General features: G+C 63.5%; 13 protein-coding genes. 4 read left to right on the forward strand and 9 right to left on the reverse strand.

All coding sequences use genetic code 11. The features are described from left to right. The 4 genes from R3X27_RS22390 to R3X27_RS22405 all read right to left on the reverse strand — a co-directional run. Positions 1-2,388: aerobic carbon-monoxide dehydrogenase large subunit (locus R3X27_RS22390; RefSeq protein WP_317711132.1), on the reverse strand; the 2,388-nt coding region annotated here is incomplete at its 3' end. Further along, positions 2,385-2,876, reverse strand: coding sequence for a (2Fe-2S)-binding protein (locus R3X27_RS22395; RefSeq protein ID WP_317711133.1), 492 nt, complete (start codon positions 2,874-2,876; stop codon positions 2,385-2,387). The genes R3X27_RS22395 and R3X27_RS22390, both read right to left, overlap by 4 nt. 11 nt (positions 2,877-2,887) lie before the next feature. Beyond that, entirely contained in the window at positions 2,888-3,742 is an 855-nt protein-coding gene (locus tag R3X27_RS22400) for a xanthine dehydrogenase family protein subunit M (RefSeq protein ID WP_317711134.1), read from the reverse strand. 211 nt (positions 3,743-3,953) lie between these two features. Next, positions 3,954-5,066 carry an MHYT domain-containing protein gene (locus R3X27_RS22405; protein ID WP_317711135.1) on the reverse strand — a complete coding sequence of 371 codons (1,113 nt, stop codon included), beginning with the start codon at positions 5,064-5,066 and terminating at the stop codon, positions 3,954-3,956. Between the two features lie 569 nt (positions 5,067-5,635). Here R3X27_RS22405 and R3X27_RS22410 point away from each other — a divergent pair. Together R3X27_RS22410 and R3X27_RS22415 are read left to right on the forward strand one after the other, a co-directional pair. Then, positions 5,636-6,871 (forward strand): DUF1566 domain-containing protein, encoded by a 1,236-nt coding sequence (locus R3X27_RS22410; RefSeq protein WP_317711136.1) that lies wholly within the window; start codon positions 5,636-5,638, stop codon positions 6,869-6,871. 159 nt (positions 6,872-7,030) lie between these two features. Further along, entirely contained in the window at positions 7,031-8,371 is a 1,341-nt protein-coding gene (locus tag R3X27_RS22415) for a ferric reductase-like transmembrane domain-containing protein (protein WP_317711137.1), read from the forward strand. 136 nt (positions 8,372-8,507) lie between these two features. On the opposite strand, the gene R3X27_RS22420 is transcribed toward R3X27_RS22415, so the two are convergent. Next, positions 8,508-10,094 carry an ABC transporter substrate-binding protein gene (locus R3X27_RS22420; protein WP_317711138.1) on the reverse strand — a complete coding sequence of 529 codons (1,587 nt, stop codon included), beginning with the start codon at positions 10,092-10,094 and terminating at the stop codon, positions 8,508-8,510. Between the two features lie 282 nt (positions 10,095-10,376). Here R3X27_RS22420 and R3X27_RS22425 point away from each other — a divergent pair, with 282 nt between their 5' ends. After that, positions 10,377-11,327 carry an alpha/beta hydrolase gene (locus R3X27_RS22425; RefSeq protein WP_317711139.1) on the forward strand — a complete coding sequence of 317 codons (951 nt, stop codon included), beginning with the start codon at positions 10,377-10,379 and terminating at the stop codon, positions 11,325-11,327. Between the two features lie 88 nt (positions 11,328-11,415). Here R3X27_RS22425 and R3X27_RS22430 read toward each other — a convergent pair whose 3' ends face one another. From R3X27_RS22430 to R3X27_RS22445, 4 genes are all read right to left on the reverse strand, one after another. Then, complete coding sequence (locus R3X27_RS22430) at positions 11,416-12,396, reverse strand: aldo/keto reductase (protein WP_317711140.1); 981 nt, start codon at positions 12,394-12,396, stop codon at positions 11,416-11,418. 98 nt (positions 12,397-12,494) lie between these two features. After that, positions 12,495-13,808: a TRAP transporter large permease gene (locus R3X27_RS22435; RefSeq protein ID WP_317711141.1), complete on the reverse strand. Its 1,314-nt coding sequence runs from the start codon at positions 13,806-13,808 to the stop codon at positions 12,495-12,497. Then, a complete protein-coding gene (locus R3X27_RS22440) occupies positions 13,805-14,305 on the reverse strand; it encodes a TRAP transporter small permease (RefSeq protein WP_317711142.1) in 501 nt (166 codons plus the stop codon). Before R3X27_RS22440 ends, R3X27_RS22435 begins: the two co-directional genes overlap by 4 nt. A 77-nt stretch (positions 14,306-14,382) precedes the next feature. Then, complete coding sequence (locus R3X27_RS22445; protein ID WP_317711143.1) at positions 14,383-15,375, reverse strand: TRAP transporter substrate-binding protein; 993 nt, start codon at positions 15,373-15,375, stop codon at positions 14,383-14,385. A gap of 425 nt (positions 15,376-15,800) precedes the next feature. Between R3X27_RS22445 and R3X27_RS22450 the strand changes: the two genes are divergently transcribed. Continuing rightward, positions 15,801-16,586, forward strand: a complete 786-nt coding sequence (locus R3X27_RS22450; RefSeq protein ID WP_317711144.1) for a pyrroline-5-carboxylate reductase — start codon at positions 15,801-15,803, stop codon at positions 16,584-16,586. Positions 16,587-16,667: the final 81 nt, after the last annotated feature.

The raw sequence follows: 16,667 nt of genomic DNA on the forward strand, positions 1-16,667 counted from the left end.
CCAGATCCGCCACTGATCATGCGGCATGTGCGCCTGCCGCAGCCCGAAGGCCCGGAAGGCATCATGCACGGCATTGGAGAAGGCCGGCACACCGCCCACATTCGGGCTTTCGCCCACGCCCTTGGCGCCGATCGGATGATGCGGGCTGGGCGTTTCGGTGTGGTCGGTCACGTAATTCGGCGTCTCCCAGGCGGTCGGGATGAAGAAGTCCATGAAGGTCGCCGTCTTGTGGTTGCCGATCTCGTCATAGGCGATCTCCTGCCCCATCGCGATCGCCAGCGCCTCGGTCAACCCGCCGTGGACCTGTCCCTCGATCACCATCGGGTTGATGCGGGTGCCGCAATCGTCGAGCGCATAGAACTGCCGGATCTCGTGGGTGCCAGTGTCGACATCGAGCTCCATCACGCAGATATAGGCGCCAAACGGGTAGGTCATGTTCGGCGGATCGTAGTAGCTCACCGCCTCCAGCCCCGGCTCGACCCCCGGGATCGCCTGATTGTAGGACGCATAGGCGATCTCGGCCATTGTCTTGAAGCGCTCGGGCGCGCCCTTGACCACAAAGCGGTCGACATCGAATTCCACGTCGTCGTCATGCACTTCCAGCAGGTAGGCCGCGATCATCTGCGCCTTGGCGCGGATTTTTCGGCCGGCCATCGCGGTCGCGGCCCCTGCGACCGGCGTCGAGCGCGAGCCATAGGTGCCAAGCCCGTAGGGCGCGGTGTCCGTGTCACCTTCTTCGATCGTGATCGAGTCGGCGGGAATGCCGATCTCGGATGCCAGGATCTGGGCAAAAGTGGTGGCATGCCCCTGTCCCTGGCTGATCGTGCCCAGACGCGCGATGGCCGACCCCGTGGGATGGATCCGGATCTCGCAGCTGTCGAACATGCCCATCCCCAGGATGTCGCAGTTCTTGACCGGACCCGCGCCCACGATTTCGGTAAAATGAGTGAGGCCGATGCCGAGCAGCTTGCGCGTCTCGCCCCGCTTGAAGGCCTCGACCCGCTCGGCCTGTTCCTTACGCAGACCCTCGTAATCGACTGCTTCTAGGGCCTTGTTCCAGGCGGTGTGATAGTCGCCGCTGTCATATTCCCAGCCAAGCGCGCTGGTATAGGGGAACTGGTCTTCGCGGATGAAGTTCTTGGCGCGCAGCTCGGCGGCATCCATGCCGAGCTCCATCGCCAGAACCTCGATCATCCGCTCGATGAAATAGGCCGCCTCCGTCACCCGGAAGGAGCAGCGATAGGCCACGCCGCCCGGCGCCTTGTTGGTATAGACGCCATCGACACCGACATAGGCGACCGGGATGTCATAGGAGCCGGTGCAGATATGGAAGAAGCCGGCGGGGAACTTGGTCGGGTCGGCGCAGGCATCAAACGCGCCGTGATCGGCCGTGACGTGACAGTGCAGCCCGGTGATCTTGCCGTCCTTGGTGGCCGAGATCTTGCCCTTCATCCAGTAGTCGCGGGCGAAGGCCGTGGCCATCAGGTTGTCCATCCGATTTTCAATCCATTTCACCGGCTTACCGGTGACAATTGAAGCAACGATTGAACAGACGTAACCGGGATAGACGCCGACCTTGTTGCCGAAGCCGCCGCCGATATCGGGCGAGATCACCCGGATATTGTGCTCCTCGATTCCGGAGAGAAGCGAGGCCACGGTACGCACCACATGCGGCGCCTGGAAGGTGCCCCAAAGGGTGAGCTTGCCATTGACCTTGTCCATCGAGGCAACGCAGCCGCAGGTCTCCAGCGGGCACGGGTGGGTCCGGTGGTAATAGACCATCTCCTCGGCCACCACCTCGGCGCTGTCGATGGCCTGGCTCGTGGCCGCCTCGTCGCCCTCCTCCCAGAGGAAGATGTGGTTGGGATGGCGCCGGGCGCCATGCGCGCCTTCCATCTGGTCGGCGATATCCTCGCGCAAAACGGTGTCTGATTGCAGCGCCTCGAACGGGTCGGTGATGACCGGAAGCTCGGCATATTCCACCTCGACGGCATTGATGCCATCGGCGGCGGCGTAGCGATCCTTGGCGACCACAAAGGCCACCTCCTGGCCCTGGAACAGCACCTTGCCATCGGCCAGCACCATCTGCTTGTCGCCGGCAAGGGTCGGCATCCAGTGCAGGCCGAGCGGTTCGAGATCCTTGGCGGTCAGCACGGCCAGCACGCCGGGGATCTTCAGCGCCTCTTCGGCATTGATCGAAACCACGCGGGCATGGGCGTAAGGCGAGCGGACGAAATCGCCGAAGAGCATGCCGGGCAGCTTCACGTCATCGACATAGTTGCCTTTGCCTTGCGTGAAACGGGCATCCTCGACGCGCTTGCGCGAGCAGCCGAGCCCCTTGAGATTGGCGACACGCTCCTCGCGGGAAATGGGGGTCTGGTCGTTCATTCCGCGGCCTCCTGGGCTGCGTTCATCTCGGCCGCGGCGGCCAGGATGGACTTGACGATATTCTGGTAGCCGGTGCATCGGCAGAGATTGCCGGCCATGCCGAAACGGACCTCTTCTTCGGTCGGGTTCGGGTTCTCCTTCAGCAGGCGGTGTGCGCGGGTGATCATCCCCGGCGTGCAGAAGCCGCATTGCAGCCCATGATGCTCGCGGAAGGATGTCTGCAGCACATGCAGGTCATCCGGCGTGCCGATCCCCTCGATCGTGGTGATCTGCGCGCCATCGGCCTGGACGGCCAGCCGGGTGCAGGATTTGACCGAAGCGCCATCGATATCGACGGTGCAGGCGCCGCAATGGGAGGTCTCGCAGCCGATATGCGGACCGGTGATGTCAAGCGTCTCGCGCAGCACGTGGATCAGGAGTTCGCGCGGCTCGACGAGGAGGTCATGGCTCTCGCCGTTCACTGTCAGCTGGATCTGTGTCTTGCTCATCTCTCTCTCCCTCAGGCCCGCGACCAGGCGCGGTCTATGGCGCGCCCGATGACGATGCCGGCGACATGGCGCTTGAACTCAATGGGGCCGCGATTGTCCTCGGTCGGGTCGATCTCGCTCAGCGCTGCGGCCACGGCCGCCTTGACCGCCTCCGGGTCGCAGGCGGTACCGGCCAGTGCGGCGCCAGCGGCCTCGGAGAAGACCGGCACATCGCTGAGATTTGTCATGGCGATGGCGGCACCGGCACAGGTGGCTCCCTCGCGGGTGATCTGAACGGCGCAGGCGGCGGTCGCGTAATCACCGATCTTGCGCTTCTGTTTCTCATAGGCATAGCCGCCCGAGGGACTGTCGAAGCTCACCCGGGTGAGCAGCTCGTCATCTTCCCGCTCGGTCATGTAGGCCGCCTCGTAGAAATCCCGTGCGGCGACGTCGCGCGTACCGTCCGGTCCGACGAGAGTGAACGTAGCGTCGAGGCATTGCATCAGCCCCGGCATGTCATTGCCCGGATCGCCATTCGCGACATTGCCCCCGAGCGTGCCGAGATAGCGCACCTGCGGATCGGCGATCTGCAGCGCCGCTTCGCGCAGGATCGGAGCGGACGCCGCCAGCGCCGCATTCTCGATCAGGTCGTTCTGCGTGACCATCGCCCCGATCGAGATGCGTCCGCCCTCGACGGCAATGCCCCTGAGCTCGCCAATGTCCTGAAGGTCGATCAAGTGTTCGACGGACGCCATGCGCAGCTTCATCATCGGCAACAGGCTGTGCCCACCGGCGATGGCGCGCGCATCGTCGCCCAATTCGGTCAAGAGTGAGATCGCCGACGCAATGTCCGCCGGCCGGTGATACTCGAAAGCGGCTGGTATCATTCTGGTTGTCCTCCCTGCGCAGATCCGCGCTGGTCTTCGACGATAGTCAGGACGACGGCGGGAGAACGCGGCGATCCACAACCGGCGCCAGCGCTCTCACGAAATGCGATCTGGCTGCACGAGTTGCGCATTTCGTGCAGCGGGCCTTGTTTTGTACAGGTCTGGAGACGTTGCGTCGAAGGAGGACAGGACGGTCGCGCGCGGAGCCAGCTCAGATGCCGAGGATCTCGCGCACCTCCGACAGCCGGGAGCGGCTCACGGGCACTTTCGGCAGAGAGGCCGTCCCGTCGAAAAAGCAGACGCCGGAATCCTTGCGCCGCTCGAACCCGGTGACGAAGCGACGATTCACCAGGTAGCTGCGATGGGTGCGCAGGAACACCTCTTGCGGCAGACGGTTGCCGGTCTCGGTGATGGACCAGGGACAGAAGAGCTTCTCGTCGCCGACATAGAGCATCGTGTAATGCCCCTCCGCCCGCACGGCCGCAATCTCCGTCGGATCGAGAAAATGGGTGCGGCCATTCTTTTCATAGGGAACCCGGACATGCAGGCCGTCGGCGATCACCGGGTCGGGATCCTCCGAGGGCGGGCTGTCCGTCAACGGTGCGACTGGCGGCGCGGTCTCTTCCTCGCCAGCCATGGGGGGCTCGACCGGCCGGGCAAAGCCGACCCCGGTCAGCAGGAAGGCCCCTGAGATGACGAAGACCGTCAGCGTGACGCCGAAAGCGAGGACCTCATTGGTCATCCAGGTCATGTAGGTCTCCGTCACGTCGAGCGCGACGAAGCCCGTGCCCCACATGGCCGCGAAATGCACCGCGAAGACCGCCAGGCCGAATCCGACCGTGCCCAGCAGGATATTCCGTGGCCCCCGACGGCTATAGGCCAGCGAAACTGCCCCCACACTGAGCGCGATGGAGGTCACAAGCGACAGCACGATCCCCCAACTGGCATAAACGGGCTGGCAGATCTGCATCCCGGACATCCCGATATAATGCATGGCGGGGATTCCCGCGCCGACAATCCCCCCGGCCAGAACGATCCGCGCCCGGGATCTCTCGCCGAAATGCAGGATCAGCAGCGCAAGGCCCACGATCAGGATGGCGACCAGCGCCGAAATCAGCGTGACGAGCGCGTCATAGTAAAAGGCGATGGGCAGGCGCATCCCGAGCATGGCGACGAAATGCATCGACCATATCCCGCCGCCCAGACAGATGGCCGCCATGCTGACCAGCAGCTTTCTTTGCAGCGTCGGAACGCTCGACGCCCCCCGCAGCAGCGACAGGCCGGTGAATCCGGCCATGAGCGCCACGGCCAGAGATGCCGCCACGAGCCTCGCATCGTACGAATACGCGAGCAGATTGATGTCCTCCCTAGAGTGCCGGGGTATGCCCCGGTTCTGGGGGGTAATATTCGACCCCGCCGCGCTGCGGTCAACAACCGGAACGCATTTCTGTCTCTTTGGCTGGAAAGGCGCCGGTCCCACAGCCCGATCTCCCGGCATTGCTGCGGGACAAAACCCGCCTATGCGGCCGGGGAATCCCATGTCGCGTGAGCCCGTGGCGGCGTGAGTCGAGAGCGCCAATGGCTCTGGTTTCACCTCCCGGCAGGTCCTCGACAACATGTCCAATCAGGCTCGCACCGGCCAATCTCCGCAGCTGCGCACCCGGACGTCCCGACTTAGCTGCACCCATAAATATCTGAAAACAATCATTATTCCCGGATCCGCGGCGGAAGTCGGACATCGCCATCCCATGAGGCGGCGTTCGCGAATAGCGGCTCGGACGATTACGCAGGGTGAAACCTGCATATGTGTTGGCATCCGCACCCTGCTTGCATCCGGCGAGTCTCAAGCCTTCCCGCCGCAGATCGAATAGCTCACACAAGAAAGACACGAAAATGAACAACCTCAAGAACAGCTGCGCAACTGCCACGCTCTGCCTGATCTGCGCCGGAACCGCCTCTGCCGCCCCGTACCCGGTGCCGGATACCAGCCAGACGGCCTGCTACGATGCGACCGACGAGATCACCTGCCCGGCCGAGGGCGAGGCTTTCTACGGGCAGGACGCCCAGACCAACACCACGCCAATGAGCTACACCGACAATGGCGACGGCACCGTGACCGACAACGTGACCGGCCTGATATGGGCGCAGTCGCCAGACCTGAACGGCGATGGCGAGATCACCGTCGCGGACAAGCTCTCCTACGAGGGGTCGCTGGCCTTTGCTGAAAGCTCAGAACTGGCCGGCTACGATGACTGGCGCATCCCGACCATCAAGGAGATGTACTCCCTGATGAATTTCCAGGGCGTCGACCCGAGCGGCTACCAGACGGATGGCAGCGAGACGCTCGTTCCCTTCCTCGATGCCGAAACATTCGATTTCGCCTATGGCGATGTCGATGCCGGCGAGCGGATCATCGACGCACAGATGGTGTCGACAAATGTCTATGTCGGCGAGACCGTTCCCAACGAGGAGGCCGGCACGCTGTTCGGGGTCAATTTCGCCGACGGCCGCATCAAGGGCTACGGGCTGGAGCTGCATGGCAGTCCCAAGCCCTTCTATGTCATGATGGTGCGCGGCGAGACGGGCTATGGCGTCAACGACTTCACTGACAATGGCGACGGCACCGTGACGGATGCGTCCACTGGCCTGATGTGGACACAGGGCGATTCCGGCGAGGCAATGAGCTGGGAAGAGGCGCTGAAATGGGCACAGACGGCGAATGCCGAAAGCTATCTCGGCTATTCCGACTGGCGCCTGCCGAATGTGAAGGAACTGCAGATCCTCGTTGATTATACCCGCTCGCCCTCGACCAGCGACAGCGCGGCCATCGATCCGGTCTTTGAGACAACCGAGATCACCAACGAAGCCGGCGAAAAGGATTACGGCTGGTACTGGTCCTCCACAACGCATGCCAACATGACCGAGGAGGAAGGCAATGCCGGCGCCTATGTCTGCTTCGGCCGGGCCATGGGCTACATGGAAGACAATTGGGCCGATGTTCACGGTGCAGGCTCCCAGCGCTCCGACTTCAAGACCGGCGATGCCGCGGAATACCCGGAAGGCAATGGCCCGCAAGGCGACGCGATCCGCATCGACAACTTCGCCCGCCTCGTGCGCGACGCCAAGTGAAAGCGTTACGGACCGCTGGCGCATCCTTGCGCTCGGTGAAATCTGAAAACTGCGTTGGCGGGAGCGACGGAACATCGCTCCCGCAGCGTAAAAAGGATCAACCACGCACCGCGTCGTCGGCGCGAACATCCTGTAGCCTTCAGCCAGAAGCCCCCAATCATGACAAACATCAAACGCGCCCTCTGGGCCATTCCTGCCCTGTTGACCGCCCTGTGGCTTGCCGCGAACCTGCCCTTCCCCGAAGAGGTGAGTTTCATCACCATCCGCAACCTGCTTGTGCAGTATTCCGGCACGCTGGCGATTGGCGCCATGAGCGTGGCAATGATCCTCGCCACCCGCGCACGCTGGCTGGAGCCATGGCTGAACGGGCTCGACAAATCCTACCGCCTGCATAAATGGCTCGGCATCTTTGCCCTTGTGGCCTCACCGATCCACTGGGTTGCCGCCAATGGGCCGAAATGGGCTGTCCAATGGGGGCTTATGACCCCACCGGAACGCAAGGGCGCGCCGGCTGACATGCCGGACCTGCCATTCCTCCAGACCTTCTTCAACAGCCAACGCGGCACCGCCGAGATGATCGGCGAATGGGCCTTCTATGCTGCTGTCATCCTGATCGCGCTCGCCCTGATCAAGCGCTTCCCCTACAAGTTGTTCGTCTCCACCCACACGCTGATCGCCGTGGCCTACCTGGCGCTTGCCCTGCATGCCGTCGTCCTGATGGACTACTCTGCCTGGACCCAGCCACTTGGCTTTCTGATGGCGCTGCTGATCGCGGGCGGCGTGATCTCGGCGGGCCTGGCGCTCAGCCGCAGGATCGGCCGGTCCAAACAGGTTGGCGGCCAGATCGAGACAATCCGGCACTTCCCGGAGATGGGCATCACCGAAACCCAGATCGCGCTGGAGCCGGGCTGGACCGGTCACGAGGCGGGCCAGTTCGCCTTCGTCACCTTCGACAAGCGCGAGGGCAAGCATCCCTTTACGATCGCCTCGGCCTGGGATCCCAACACGCGCGGCATCTCCTTCATCACCAAGGGGCTGGGGGACTACACCGATTTCCTGTCCGAAACGCTCAAACCCGGCGACGCGGCCACCGTCGAAGGCCCCTATGGTCGCTTCACCTTCGAAGACGGGAGCGACCGCCAGATCTGGATCGGCGGCGGCATCGGCATCACCCCGTTCATCGCGCGGATGAAACAGCTGGCCCGAAAAGGCGGCACGACTTCGGTCGACCTGATCCATTCCACCCGGGAGCTGTCCGGCGACGCGCTCGACCTGCTGCAGGCCGATGCAGTGGCTGCCGGCATCAAGCTGCATGTGCTGCGCGATGACCGGGACGGATTTCTCACCGGCGCACGGCTGAAGGAGATGGTGCCCGACTGGCAGGCCGCCTCGGTCTGGTTCTGCGGTCCGGCTGCGTTCGGTCAGGTCTTGCGCGATGACCTCGTGACAAGCGGCCTCGCTGCCGGGTCCTTCCACCAGGAGCTTTTCAACATGCGATGACGCGCAGGGCGGGCGGCATCCCGCGGGGCAGTACTCGTTTCCGAGCCGGATCGCAACCATGCGACAGGGCCCTGAACGGGCCATGTCCCATGGTGTCTGCCCGAGCGATGGTCGCCCGGGCGTCGAGGTGAAGGCGTCAGCCGACAGCCCACATCTTCATCGGTGCATAGAAGTTCATCAGATCGAACCCCTTGGACGGCCCCCATCCCGCAACGCGATCCGAGGTGGCGTCGACGAAATCGTTGAACATCGGGCAGATCAACCCGCCTTCCTCGCTCACCATCAGGCTCAAGTCGCGATAGATCGCCTTGCGCTTGGTCGGGTCCAGCTCTCTGCGGGCGGCAATGACCATATTGTCGAAGCTCTCGTTGAAGAACCGGGTGTCGTTCCAGTCGGCCGTAGAGAGATAGGCGGTCGAGTACATCGCGTCCTGCGTGGCCCGACCACCCCAGTAGCTGGTGCAGAACGGCTTGCTGTTCCAGACGTCCGACCAGTAGCCGTCATTCGGCTCACGCTTGAGTTCCAGCTCGATCCCGGCGGATTTGGCGCTGGCCTGGAAAAGTGCGGCCGCGTCCGGCGCGCCGGGGAAGGAGTTGTCGGAGGTGCGCAACAGGATCGGGCCGGAATGCCCCGAGGCCTTGTAGAATGCGGCCGCCTTGTCGGGATCGTAGCTGCGCTGCTCGAGATCGTCCGAGAAGAGCGGGTAGCTGGCATTGATCGGGGAATCGTTGCCGAGGCTGCCATAGCCGAAGAGGATCTTCTCGACCATCTCCTCGCGGTTCATCGCGTATTTCAACGCCAGCCGCAGGTCCTTGTTGTCGAAGGGCGCTGTGTTGCAATGCATGATGAAGACGTAGTGGCCAGCGCTCGGCTCGGCCTGCAGCGTGACGCCGGGCTGGCGTTGCACCAGATGCGCGACCTTCGGGGGCACGCGGTTGATCATGTCGACATCTTTCGACTGGAGCGCCGTGATCCGCGCATTGTCATCGTTGATGACAATCAGCTCGATGGTCGCGGCGTGGCCCATCTCGGAATCCCAGTAATCGGGGTTCTTCTCGAACGTATACTGGACGCCTTTCTGGTGGTCCTTCAGCACATAGGGCCCGGTGCCGATGGCCGCATTGGGATCGTCCTTGCCGCCATTGGGCTGGATCATCAGGTGGTAATCAGTGAGCAGGTAGGGCAGGTCGGCATTTGGCCCGCTGAGGGTGATGACGAACATGTCACCCTCCACGCTCAACGTGCTGATATCGCGCAGAAGCCCGAACGCACCCGAAACCGAGCCTTCGGTCGCGTGGCGTTCGATCGTGGCTTTCACATCTTCCGGCGTCATCGACTGGCCGTTGGAGAAGGTCACGCCCTTGCGGATCTTGAAGCTCCAGACGGAGCCATCCTCGTTGGAGGAGTATTCCTCGGCCAGGCGCGGCTCAAGCCCGCCATCAGCCGTCAGCTCGACCAGCGGCTCGCTCCAGAGCCGCAACACCTGCGCCATGGTGGAGTTGGCCGCCACTGCGGGATCGAGCGCGTCCGTGGTCGACCCGCCCTGGATGCCGACCCGGATCTTGCCGCCTGCCACGGGGCCTTGCGCCATCACCGCGTTGGAAAACGCAAGGTTCGCAGTGGCCGCTGTCATGCCAATCGCCCCGGCACGACCGAGGAAATGCCGGCGGTTCATCCGGCCCCGCGCTGCGAGCTGGGCGTAATATCGAAGTTGATCGGACATGGTAAATTCCTTTGTTAACCCTGTTGTACAGACAGTTCCCCTGTCCCGGGGACTGACGTCTTTGGGCGCGTGCCTGCGGCTGACAATGTCACGCTCCTCGACTGAATGCCACAATGTGGCGTGAATGGGGTCCAATCCACCCCTTTCGGCAGTTTGCTTCCCCCATCGATCCCGGCAAAACCGGCCCCGCTGCCACGCGGCGAGAGAAGGCAACGCGGTTGCCCCGGAGGCGCGGTTGCGTCAGGGTCGCGACACGATCCAGACGGCGGCCAGAGGCTTCGCATGACCCCAGATTACGACCGGCTTCTCGACGCCGAGACCCGGGCCTTCATCCAGCGCACCGACAGCTTCTATCCGCCCGACACGGGGACACGTTCCATTCGCGAGCAGCGGACGCTCTATGACGAGATGAGCCGCGCCTTCCAGGTGCCGCGCCCTGAAGGCGTGACGGTGACCGACCGCCATGTGGGTGCGGTTCCCGTGCGCGACTACCGGCGCGATGGCGCCACGGCCCGGGTCCTCTTCTTTCATGGCGGTGGCTTCGCGGTTGGCGGTCTCGACAGCCATGACGATCTCTGCGCCGAGATCTGCGCCCGCACGGGGGTCGACGTGACGGCGGTGGCGTATCGGCTGGCGCCGGAACACTGCTTCCCGGCAGATCTCGACGACGCGCGCACCGTCTGGCGCGACCTCGCGGCGCAACCGGGCGGACGGATCGTGCTGGTCGGCGACAGCGCCGGCGGCACGCTCTGCGCCGGCCTCTCCCATGAGTTGCGCACCGCGCCGCGCCGTCCCGACGGACAGGTGCTGATTTATCCCGGGCTCGGCTTCCAGCCGGGAAGTGCCAGCATGGAAACCCATGCCGCCGCCCCCATGCTGAGCCGCGAGGACTGCATTTTCTACCGCGACCTGCGCGTCGGCGAGCGCTCTGACTTGCTGACGGACCCGCGCTGCTCTCCGCTCCGGGCGGAGCGTTTCGACCGGCTTCCGCCGACCGTCGCCTTTGCGGCGGAGTGCGACCCGCTTTCCGACGAGGCCGTCGCCTATACGGACGCGATCCGCGCCGCTGGCGGATCGGCCCGGAGCGTTCGCGAAACAGGGTTGGTGCATGGCTACCTGCGCGCCCGGCATTCTGTCGCCCGCGCCCGCGAGAGCTTCGAGCGCATCCTTGACGCCATTGCCAGCCTCGGCGCCGGACTGCCGGTCGCGCCGCCTCCGGGGGACAGCGCCTAGGCCAAGCCGCCGTCCGGTCTGACGATCCGTATCGGTCAGGCTCGGGTTACGAGGCAAGGTCTCTCCCCTGCCCCGCTGATCGCGCTGGTTACCGGGTGCGGCCTTTGCCCCACATGTCGATATCGGCGCCGAGATCGTCCTTGAGACGGTTGGACGCCGCATCCAGCGCCTCCAGCACAGCGGCGTCAAGTTCCACGTCCAGCAGTTTCTTCAAGCCCCGGCTTTGCGCGCCATTCCGCGTACCGACAATGACACCGCCAACAGCCGGTCGGCTCTTCAACCAACCGATCGCCAGCTCTTCCATCGCCAGCCCAGTCTCCTCTGTGAGTGTCCAGAGCGCGTCGAGCAGCGCCTGCCCGGCCTCTTCCGCGCCAGTCTCCCGGTGCACGACCTCAGCCCATTTGCGATGATCGAACATCCGGGTCCGGGCGCGGTTCACGGGGAAATCGGCCAGCTTGCGATACTTGCCGGCCAGCAGCCCCTGCATCAGCGAGGAATAGCACATGATCGGCACGCCGGCGGCCACACATTTCGGCTGCACCTCAAGCTCGATGGCGCGGTAGAAGAGGTGATAGGGGAGCTGGTCGACCGAGATCTCCCCGAGTTCCAGCGCGTCACCGAGATCGCCGATGCCGAAATTCGACACGCCGTACCAGCGGATCTTGCCCGCCTCCTTCAGCGTCTTCAGCGCGCCGATGCTGTCGGAGAGCGGGACATCCCGGTTCGGCCAGTGCAGCATGTAGAGATCGATATGGTCGGTGCCGAGGTTTTTCAGGCTGCGCTCGCAGGCCTCGATCAGGTCGTCCGGTGCCATGTGCTGGTCGGCCACCTTGGAGGAAATGACAAGCTCGTCGCGCTTGTCGCCCAAGGCGCGGCCAAGCAGCTGCTCGGAATAGCCGTTGCCATACATCTCGGCGGTGTCGAAGAAGTTGATCCCGACATTGAAGGCCTCGCGCAGCGCCTCGATGGAATCCTGTTCTTCCTGTGCGCCGAAGGCGCCCGCGCCCCCCATGCAGCCATAGACGATGGGGCTGGTCTTCAGGTCGGTCTTTCCGAAAGTTCCGGTCATGGTGGGGTCCCTTTTTCAGGTCGACAGCGAGGCCCGGCGCTGTGCCGTCCTCGCTGTCATTCGTTTTCAGTTCGTGGTTCGGTCAGGCCCGAGCGGACTTATTGCACCACGGATTGCGGCATCAGCATCGTCGGCAGCCAGAGCGCGATCCCGGGGAAGGCGATGAGCAGCAGCAGGATGATCAGCATCGGTATCAGGATGATGACCACGTCCCGCAACACCTGCACGACATTCAGATCCGCGATCGCCGCCGAAATCAGCAGGCAGAGACCATAGGGCGGCGTCACCAGGCCGAAGGCCAGCGAGACGATGCCGATGATGGCGAAGGAGACGGGGTGGATGTCCGCCGCCGAGGCCACCGGGAAAAGCACCGTTCCGAGGATGATGATCGTCGGGATCGCGTCGATGAACAGGCCGAAGAAGAGGAAGAGCGCGGCGATGAAGAGCCCGGTGGTGAAGGGGCCGACATTGAGGCCGGTCAGCGCATCCACGATCAGCCGCGGCACGTCGTAGAAAGCCAGCAGCCAGCCGAAGATCGAAGCGGTGCCGATGGCGAAGAGCGAGATCGAGGCGAAGCGGCCGGTGTCGTAGAGCACATGGCCGAAATCCTTCACCGTGATCGTCCGGTAGACGAACATGCCGAGGATCAGCGAATATCCCGCCGCGATGATGGCGCTTTCGGTCGGGGTCACGATGCCGCCGACAATGCCGCCGATGACGAAGACCGGGGTCAGCACGGCGAGGCCCGCGCCCTTGAAGGCGGCCCAGAACTCGCAAAGCGTCGGGCGGCCCGCGGTCGGGTAGTCATAGACCTTGGCATAGACGAAGACAGTCGCCATGAGCGCCACCGCGATCATCAGGCCGGGGATGGCCCCGGCAAGGAAGAGCGCGCCGACCGAGATCGACATCACGCCGCCCCAGACGATCATCAGGATCGAGGGCGGAATGATCACGCCCATCACCGAGGAACAGGCCGTGATGGCAACCGAGAAGCGGGCATCATAGCCCTGCTTGGTCATCGCCGGGATCAGGATCTTGCCGCAACCGGCAGCATCGGCAGTGGACGAGCCGGAGATGCCCGCGAAGAGCATCGAGACGGCGACGTTCACATGGCCGAGCCCGCCGGGCATCCAGCCGGTCAGCACGCGCGCCAGCTCGATCAGCCTGTCGGTGATCTTGCCTGAATTCATCAGGTTCGCGGCGAGCAGGAAGAACGGAACTGCCAGCAGGATGAAGGAATTATAGGACTGGAACATCCGGTCCATGATGAGGAAGGGCGTCAGCCGCAGGTCCATCATCACGACGGGGATGGTGGCGATGCCGAGCGCGAAGGCCACGGGCACACGCAGGATGACAAGGAGAAGGAACCCTCCGACGAGGATGGCGCAGGCGAGGCCTGTTGAGACGATCATTGGGCGCTCCTGCGGTGTTGGCGGAAGATCGAAATTTCAGTGGCGAGATGGCGCAGCGAGAAGAGCGCCCAGCCGACGCCCGCGATGGGCACGGTCACATAGGTCAGCGCCATGTTCATGCGCAACATCACCGAATGCTGGATCGAACCGAATTCCGCGTAGCCGATGCCGTACCAGATGAAGAGGAGCGCGAAGGCGGTCACGGCGACATGGACGAAACCCTGCTGGAGCAGGCGGCCAAGCGGGGTAAGCGCTTCGGGAACGACGTGGACGTCGAAATGGGTGCGGTCGCAGACTGCGAGGATCGAGCCGAGCATGACGATCCAGACGAAGATGAAGGTCGCGAGTTCCTCGGTCCACAGATAGACCGGGATGATGCCCGTGTAGCGGGAGATGACCTGCATCCCGACCGGGATGGTCAGCAGGCCGACCAGCACGCCGATCGTGACACGAAGGAACATGCTGAAGAGCTCGAGCGCCCGTCCGATGATTTTCATTATCTGTCTTTTCGTGGGGATGTCTGTCCCGGGCCAGCGCGCAGGGCGGCCCGGGACGTGGTCTTTCCGAAGCCGGTTTACTTGCTGCGGATGGCGTTCAGGAGCTCTTCGGCGCCAAGCTCGGCGGCATAGGCGTCCTGGACGGGGAGCACGAGTTCGAGCAGCTTGTCGCGGCCTTCGAACTCATGCACCTCGATATTGCCGGCCTCTGTCATCTCGGCCAGCTTCTCGGCGTCCTGCGTGGCTTCGAAGTCGCGGCCAAAGGCGCCGGCTTCCTTGCCGGCCTTCATGACCGCTTCCTGCAGCTCGGGGGAGAGCTTGTCGAAGGATTTGCCGGAGAAGACGATCGGGCGGACGGTGATCGAGTGCTTGGTCAGCGTCACATGCGGGGCAACCTCGTAGAACTTGTACTGCGCGAGGCTCGCGGATTCGTTCTCAAGCCCGTCGACGACGCCGGTCTGGATGGCGTTATAGACCTCGGAATAGGCGATGGCGGAGGGCGCGGCGGAGATCGCGTCGAAGACCTTGGCCTGGATCGGCGCGCCCATGACGCGCATCTTGTGGCCTTCCAGCTCAGCCATGTTGGAGATCTTCTTGTTGGAGATCAGGTTGCGGGTGCCGCCGCCGGCATAGCCCACGATCACCAGGTCGGCCTTCTCGCGCAGCTCGTCTTCGAGCGGGGCGAAGACATCGCTGGACAGCACGGTGTTCCAGTGATCCAGGTCGCGGAAGGCGAAGGGCATGTCCATCAGCGGCAGGGAATCGGCGAAGCGCGCCAGGTTGGACGGGGCGATGATCGCGTAGTCGATGGCGACGCCCTGGGTAAGGAAGTTCACGTAGTCGGGCTCGATGCCCAGCTCGCTGTTCAGGCGCAGGTCGAATTCGATCTCTTCGCCAGCATACTCGTTCACCAGCTCGCCGAACTTCCGCAGCGTCTTGGTATAGGCGTGATCATCGTCAAACAGGCTCGCCCCGCGAAGGGTCATGTCGGCGGCAGCGGCCGGAAGCGTGGCTGCGATGGAGATGGCCAGTCCGGCCAAGATGGCACGCGGCTTCATAAATTCTGACAAGTTATCATCCTCCCTTTGGATGTTTGGAATGCGCCCCTCCATCCTCTTGAAGGAGCAACTTCGCACTCCGGAAACTCCACATATTTTTCTGATATTCAAGTGTTTAAATGTCGCTACCATATCAGTTAACCACAACCTCCCGTTGCGACGCCGAAAACTATTGCGCGAAGGGAAGGAGTTACGGGAACAGTTGCACACAGATGAATATGAACAAATTTTACAAATATTGCGTGCCGCTCTTTGCGAGACAGCAAATTGCTGCCCGAACAGTGGGTCAAACGGTCTGATTTGCGACCGTCTCCAGGTGAGTCTCGCCGCAACGTCAGGTCCAGTGCGAGACAGAAGACCCGGAACCGCCTTGACCCATGCAATCCTCTGCCGCAGAGCTTTCCGGGTCGGGCAAAGGCGGAGCAATGGAGAAGAAGATGCGGCTTGGATTCATCGGAACCGGTGTGATCACCGAGGCTATCGTGACGGGGCTTCTGCGCGCGGAGGCGGAGTTCGGCGAGATCTGCCTTTCGGCCCGCAACCGGGAGGTTTCGACCCGCCTTGCGCAGGCAAGCGACCGGGTCCGCGTCTGCGAAGACAACCAGCAGATCGTCGATGAGAGCGACCTGCTCTTTCTGGCCATTCGTCCGCAGGATGCCGAGGCCGTCCTGTCGTCGCTGCGTTTCCGCCCGCAGCAACATGTCTGCAGCCTGATCGCCACCATCCCGGCCGAGATGCTGGAGAGCTGGGCGGGCACCGACCTGCGGATTTTCCGCGCGATCCCCCTGCCCTCGGTCGCAGCCCTTGGCGGCGTCACGGCGCTCTTCCCCTCCGATCCCCTCGGTGCAAGCCTGTTCGGCCAGCTCGGCACCGCCGTAGACGCCCGCACGATCGCGGAGTTCGACGCCTTTGCCATCTCCAGCGCGCTGATGGGCACGTATTTCGGCATCCTTGAATCCGCCGCCGGCTGGATGAGCCGGTGTGGCATCGAGAACGAGGACGCGAAGAGCTATCTCGACGCGGTGTTCCTCGGACTTGCGCGGACCTCCTCCGACCTCGGGGCTTCGAGCTATGCGGAGTTGCGGCAGGAACACTCGACCCCGGGCGGGCTGAACGAGCAGATGTTCGACGTCTTTGCATCATCGGGCGGCACGGAGGCGCTCTCCAAGGCGCTGGATACCGTCGCCCGGCGTGTGCACACGGCACGAACGCAGGAAGGCTGACGCAGGAGAGCGCCAAGGCGCCTCCCTGTCGCTTGCAAAGCTCGCTTACCGAAGGCGAAACGAAGGGCCGCTCTGCCCGCG

Source organism: Tropicimonas sp. TH_r6 (genome assembly GCF_033101155.1).
GTDB lineage: Bacteria > Pseudomonadota > Alphaproteobacteria > Rhodobacterales > Rhodobacteraceae > Tropicimonas.

Excerpts from the sequence above, each read along its gene's own strand:
- R3X27_RS22410 (WP_317711136.1), top strand. The coding sequence starts at position 5,636 with ATGAACAACCTCAAGAACAGCTGCGCAACTGCCACGCTCTGCCTGATC.
- R3X27_RS22430 (WP_317711140.1), bottom strand. The coding sequence starts at position 12,396 with ATGACCGGAACTTTCGGAAAGACCGACCTGAAGACCAGCCCCATCGTC.
- R3X27_RS22415 (WP_317711137.1), top strand. The coding sequence starts at position 7,031 with ATGACAAACATCAAACGCGCCCTCTGGGCCATTCCTGCCCTGTTGACC.
- R3X27_RS22400 (WP_317711134.1), bottom strand. The coding sequence starts at position 3,742 with ATGATACCAGCCGCTTTCGAGTATCACCGGCCGGCGGACATTGCGTCG.
- R3X27_RS22395 (WP_317711133.1), bottom strand. The coding sequence starts at position 2,876 with ATGAGCAAGACACAGATCCAGCTGACAGTGAACGGCGAGAGCCATGAC.
- R3X27_RS22435 (WP_317711141.1), bottom strand. The coding sequence starts at position 13,808 with ATGATCGTCTCAACAGGCCTCGCCTGCGCCATCCTCGTCGGAGGGTTC.
- R3X27_RS22420 (WP_317711138.1), bottom strand. The coding sequence starts at position 10,094 with ATGTCCGATCAACTTCGATATTACGCCCAGCTCGCAGCGCGGGGCCGG.
- R3X27_RS22450 (WP_317711144.1), top strand. The coding sequence starts at position 15,801 with ATGCGGCTTGGATTCATCGGAACCGGTGTGATCACCGAGGCTATCGTG.
- R3X27_RS22440 (WP_317711142.1), bottom strand. The coding sequence starts at position 14,305 with ATGAAAATCATCGGACGGGCGCTCGAGCTCTTCAGCATGTTCCTTCGT.
- R3X27_RS22425 (WP_317711139.1), top strand. The coding sequence starts at position 10,377 with ATGACCCCAGATTACGACCGGCTTCTCGACGCCGAGACCCGGGCCTTC.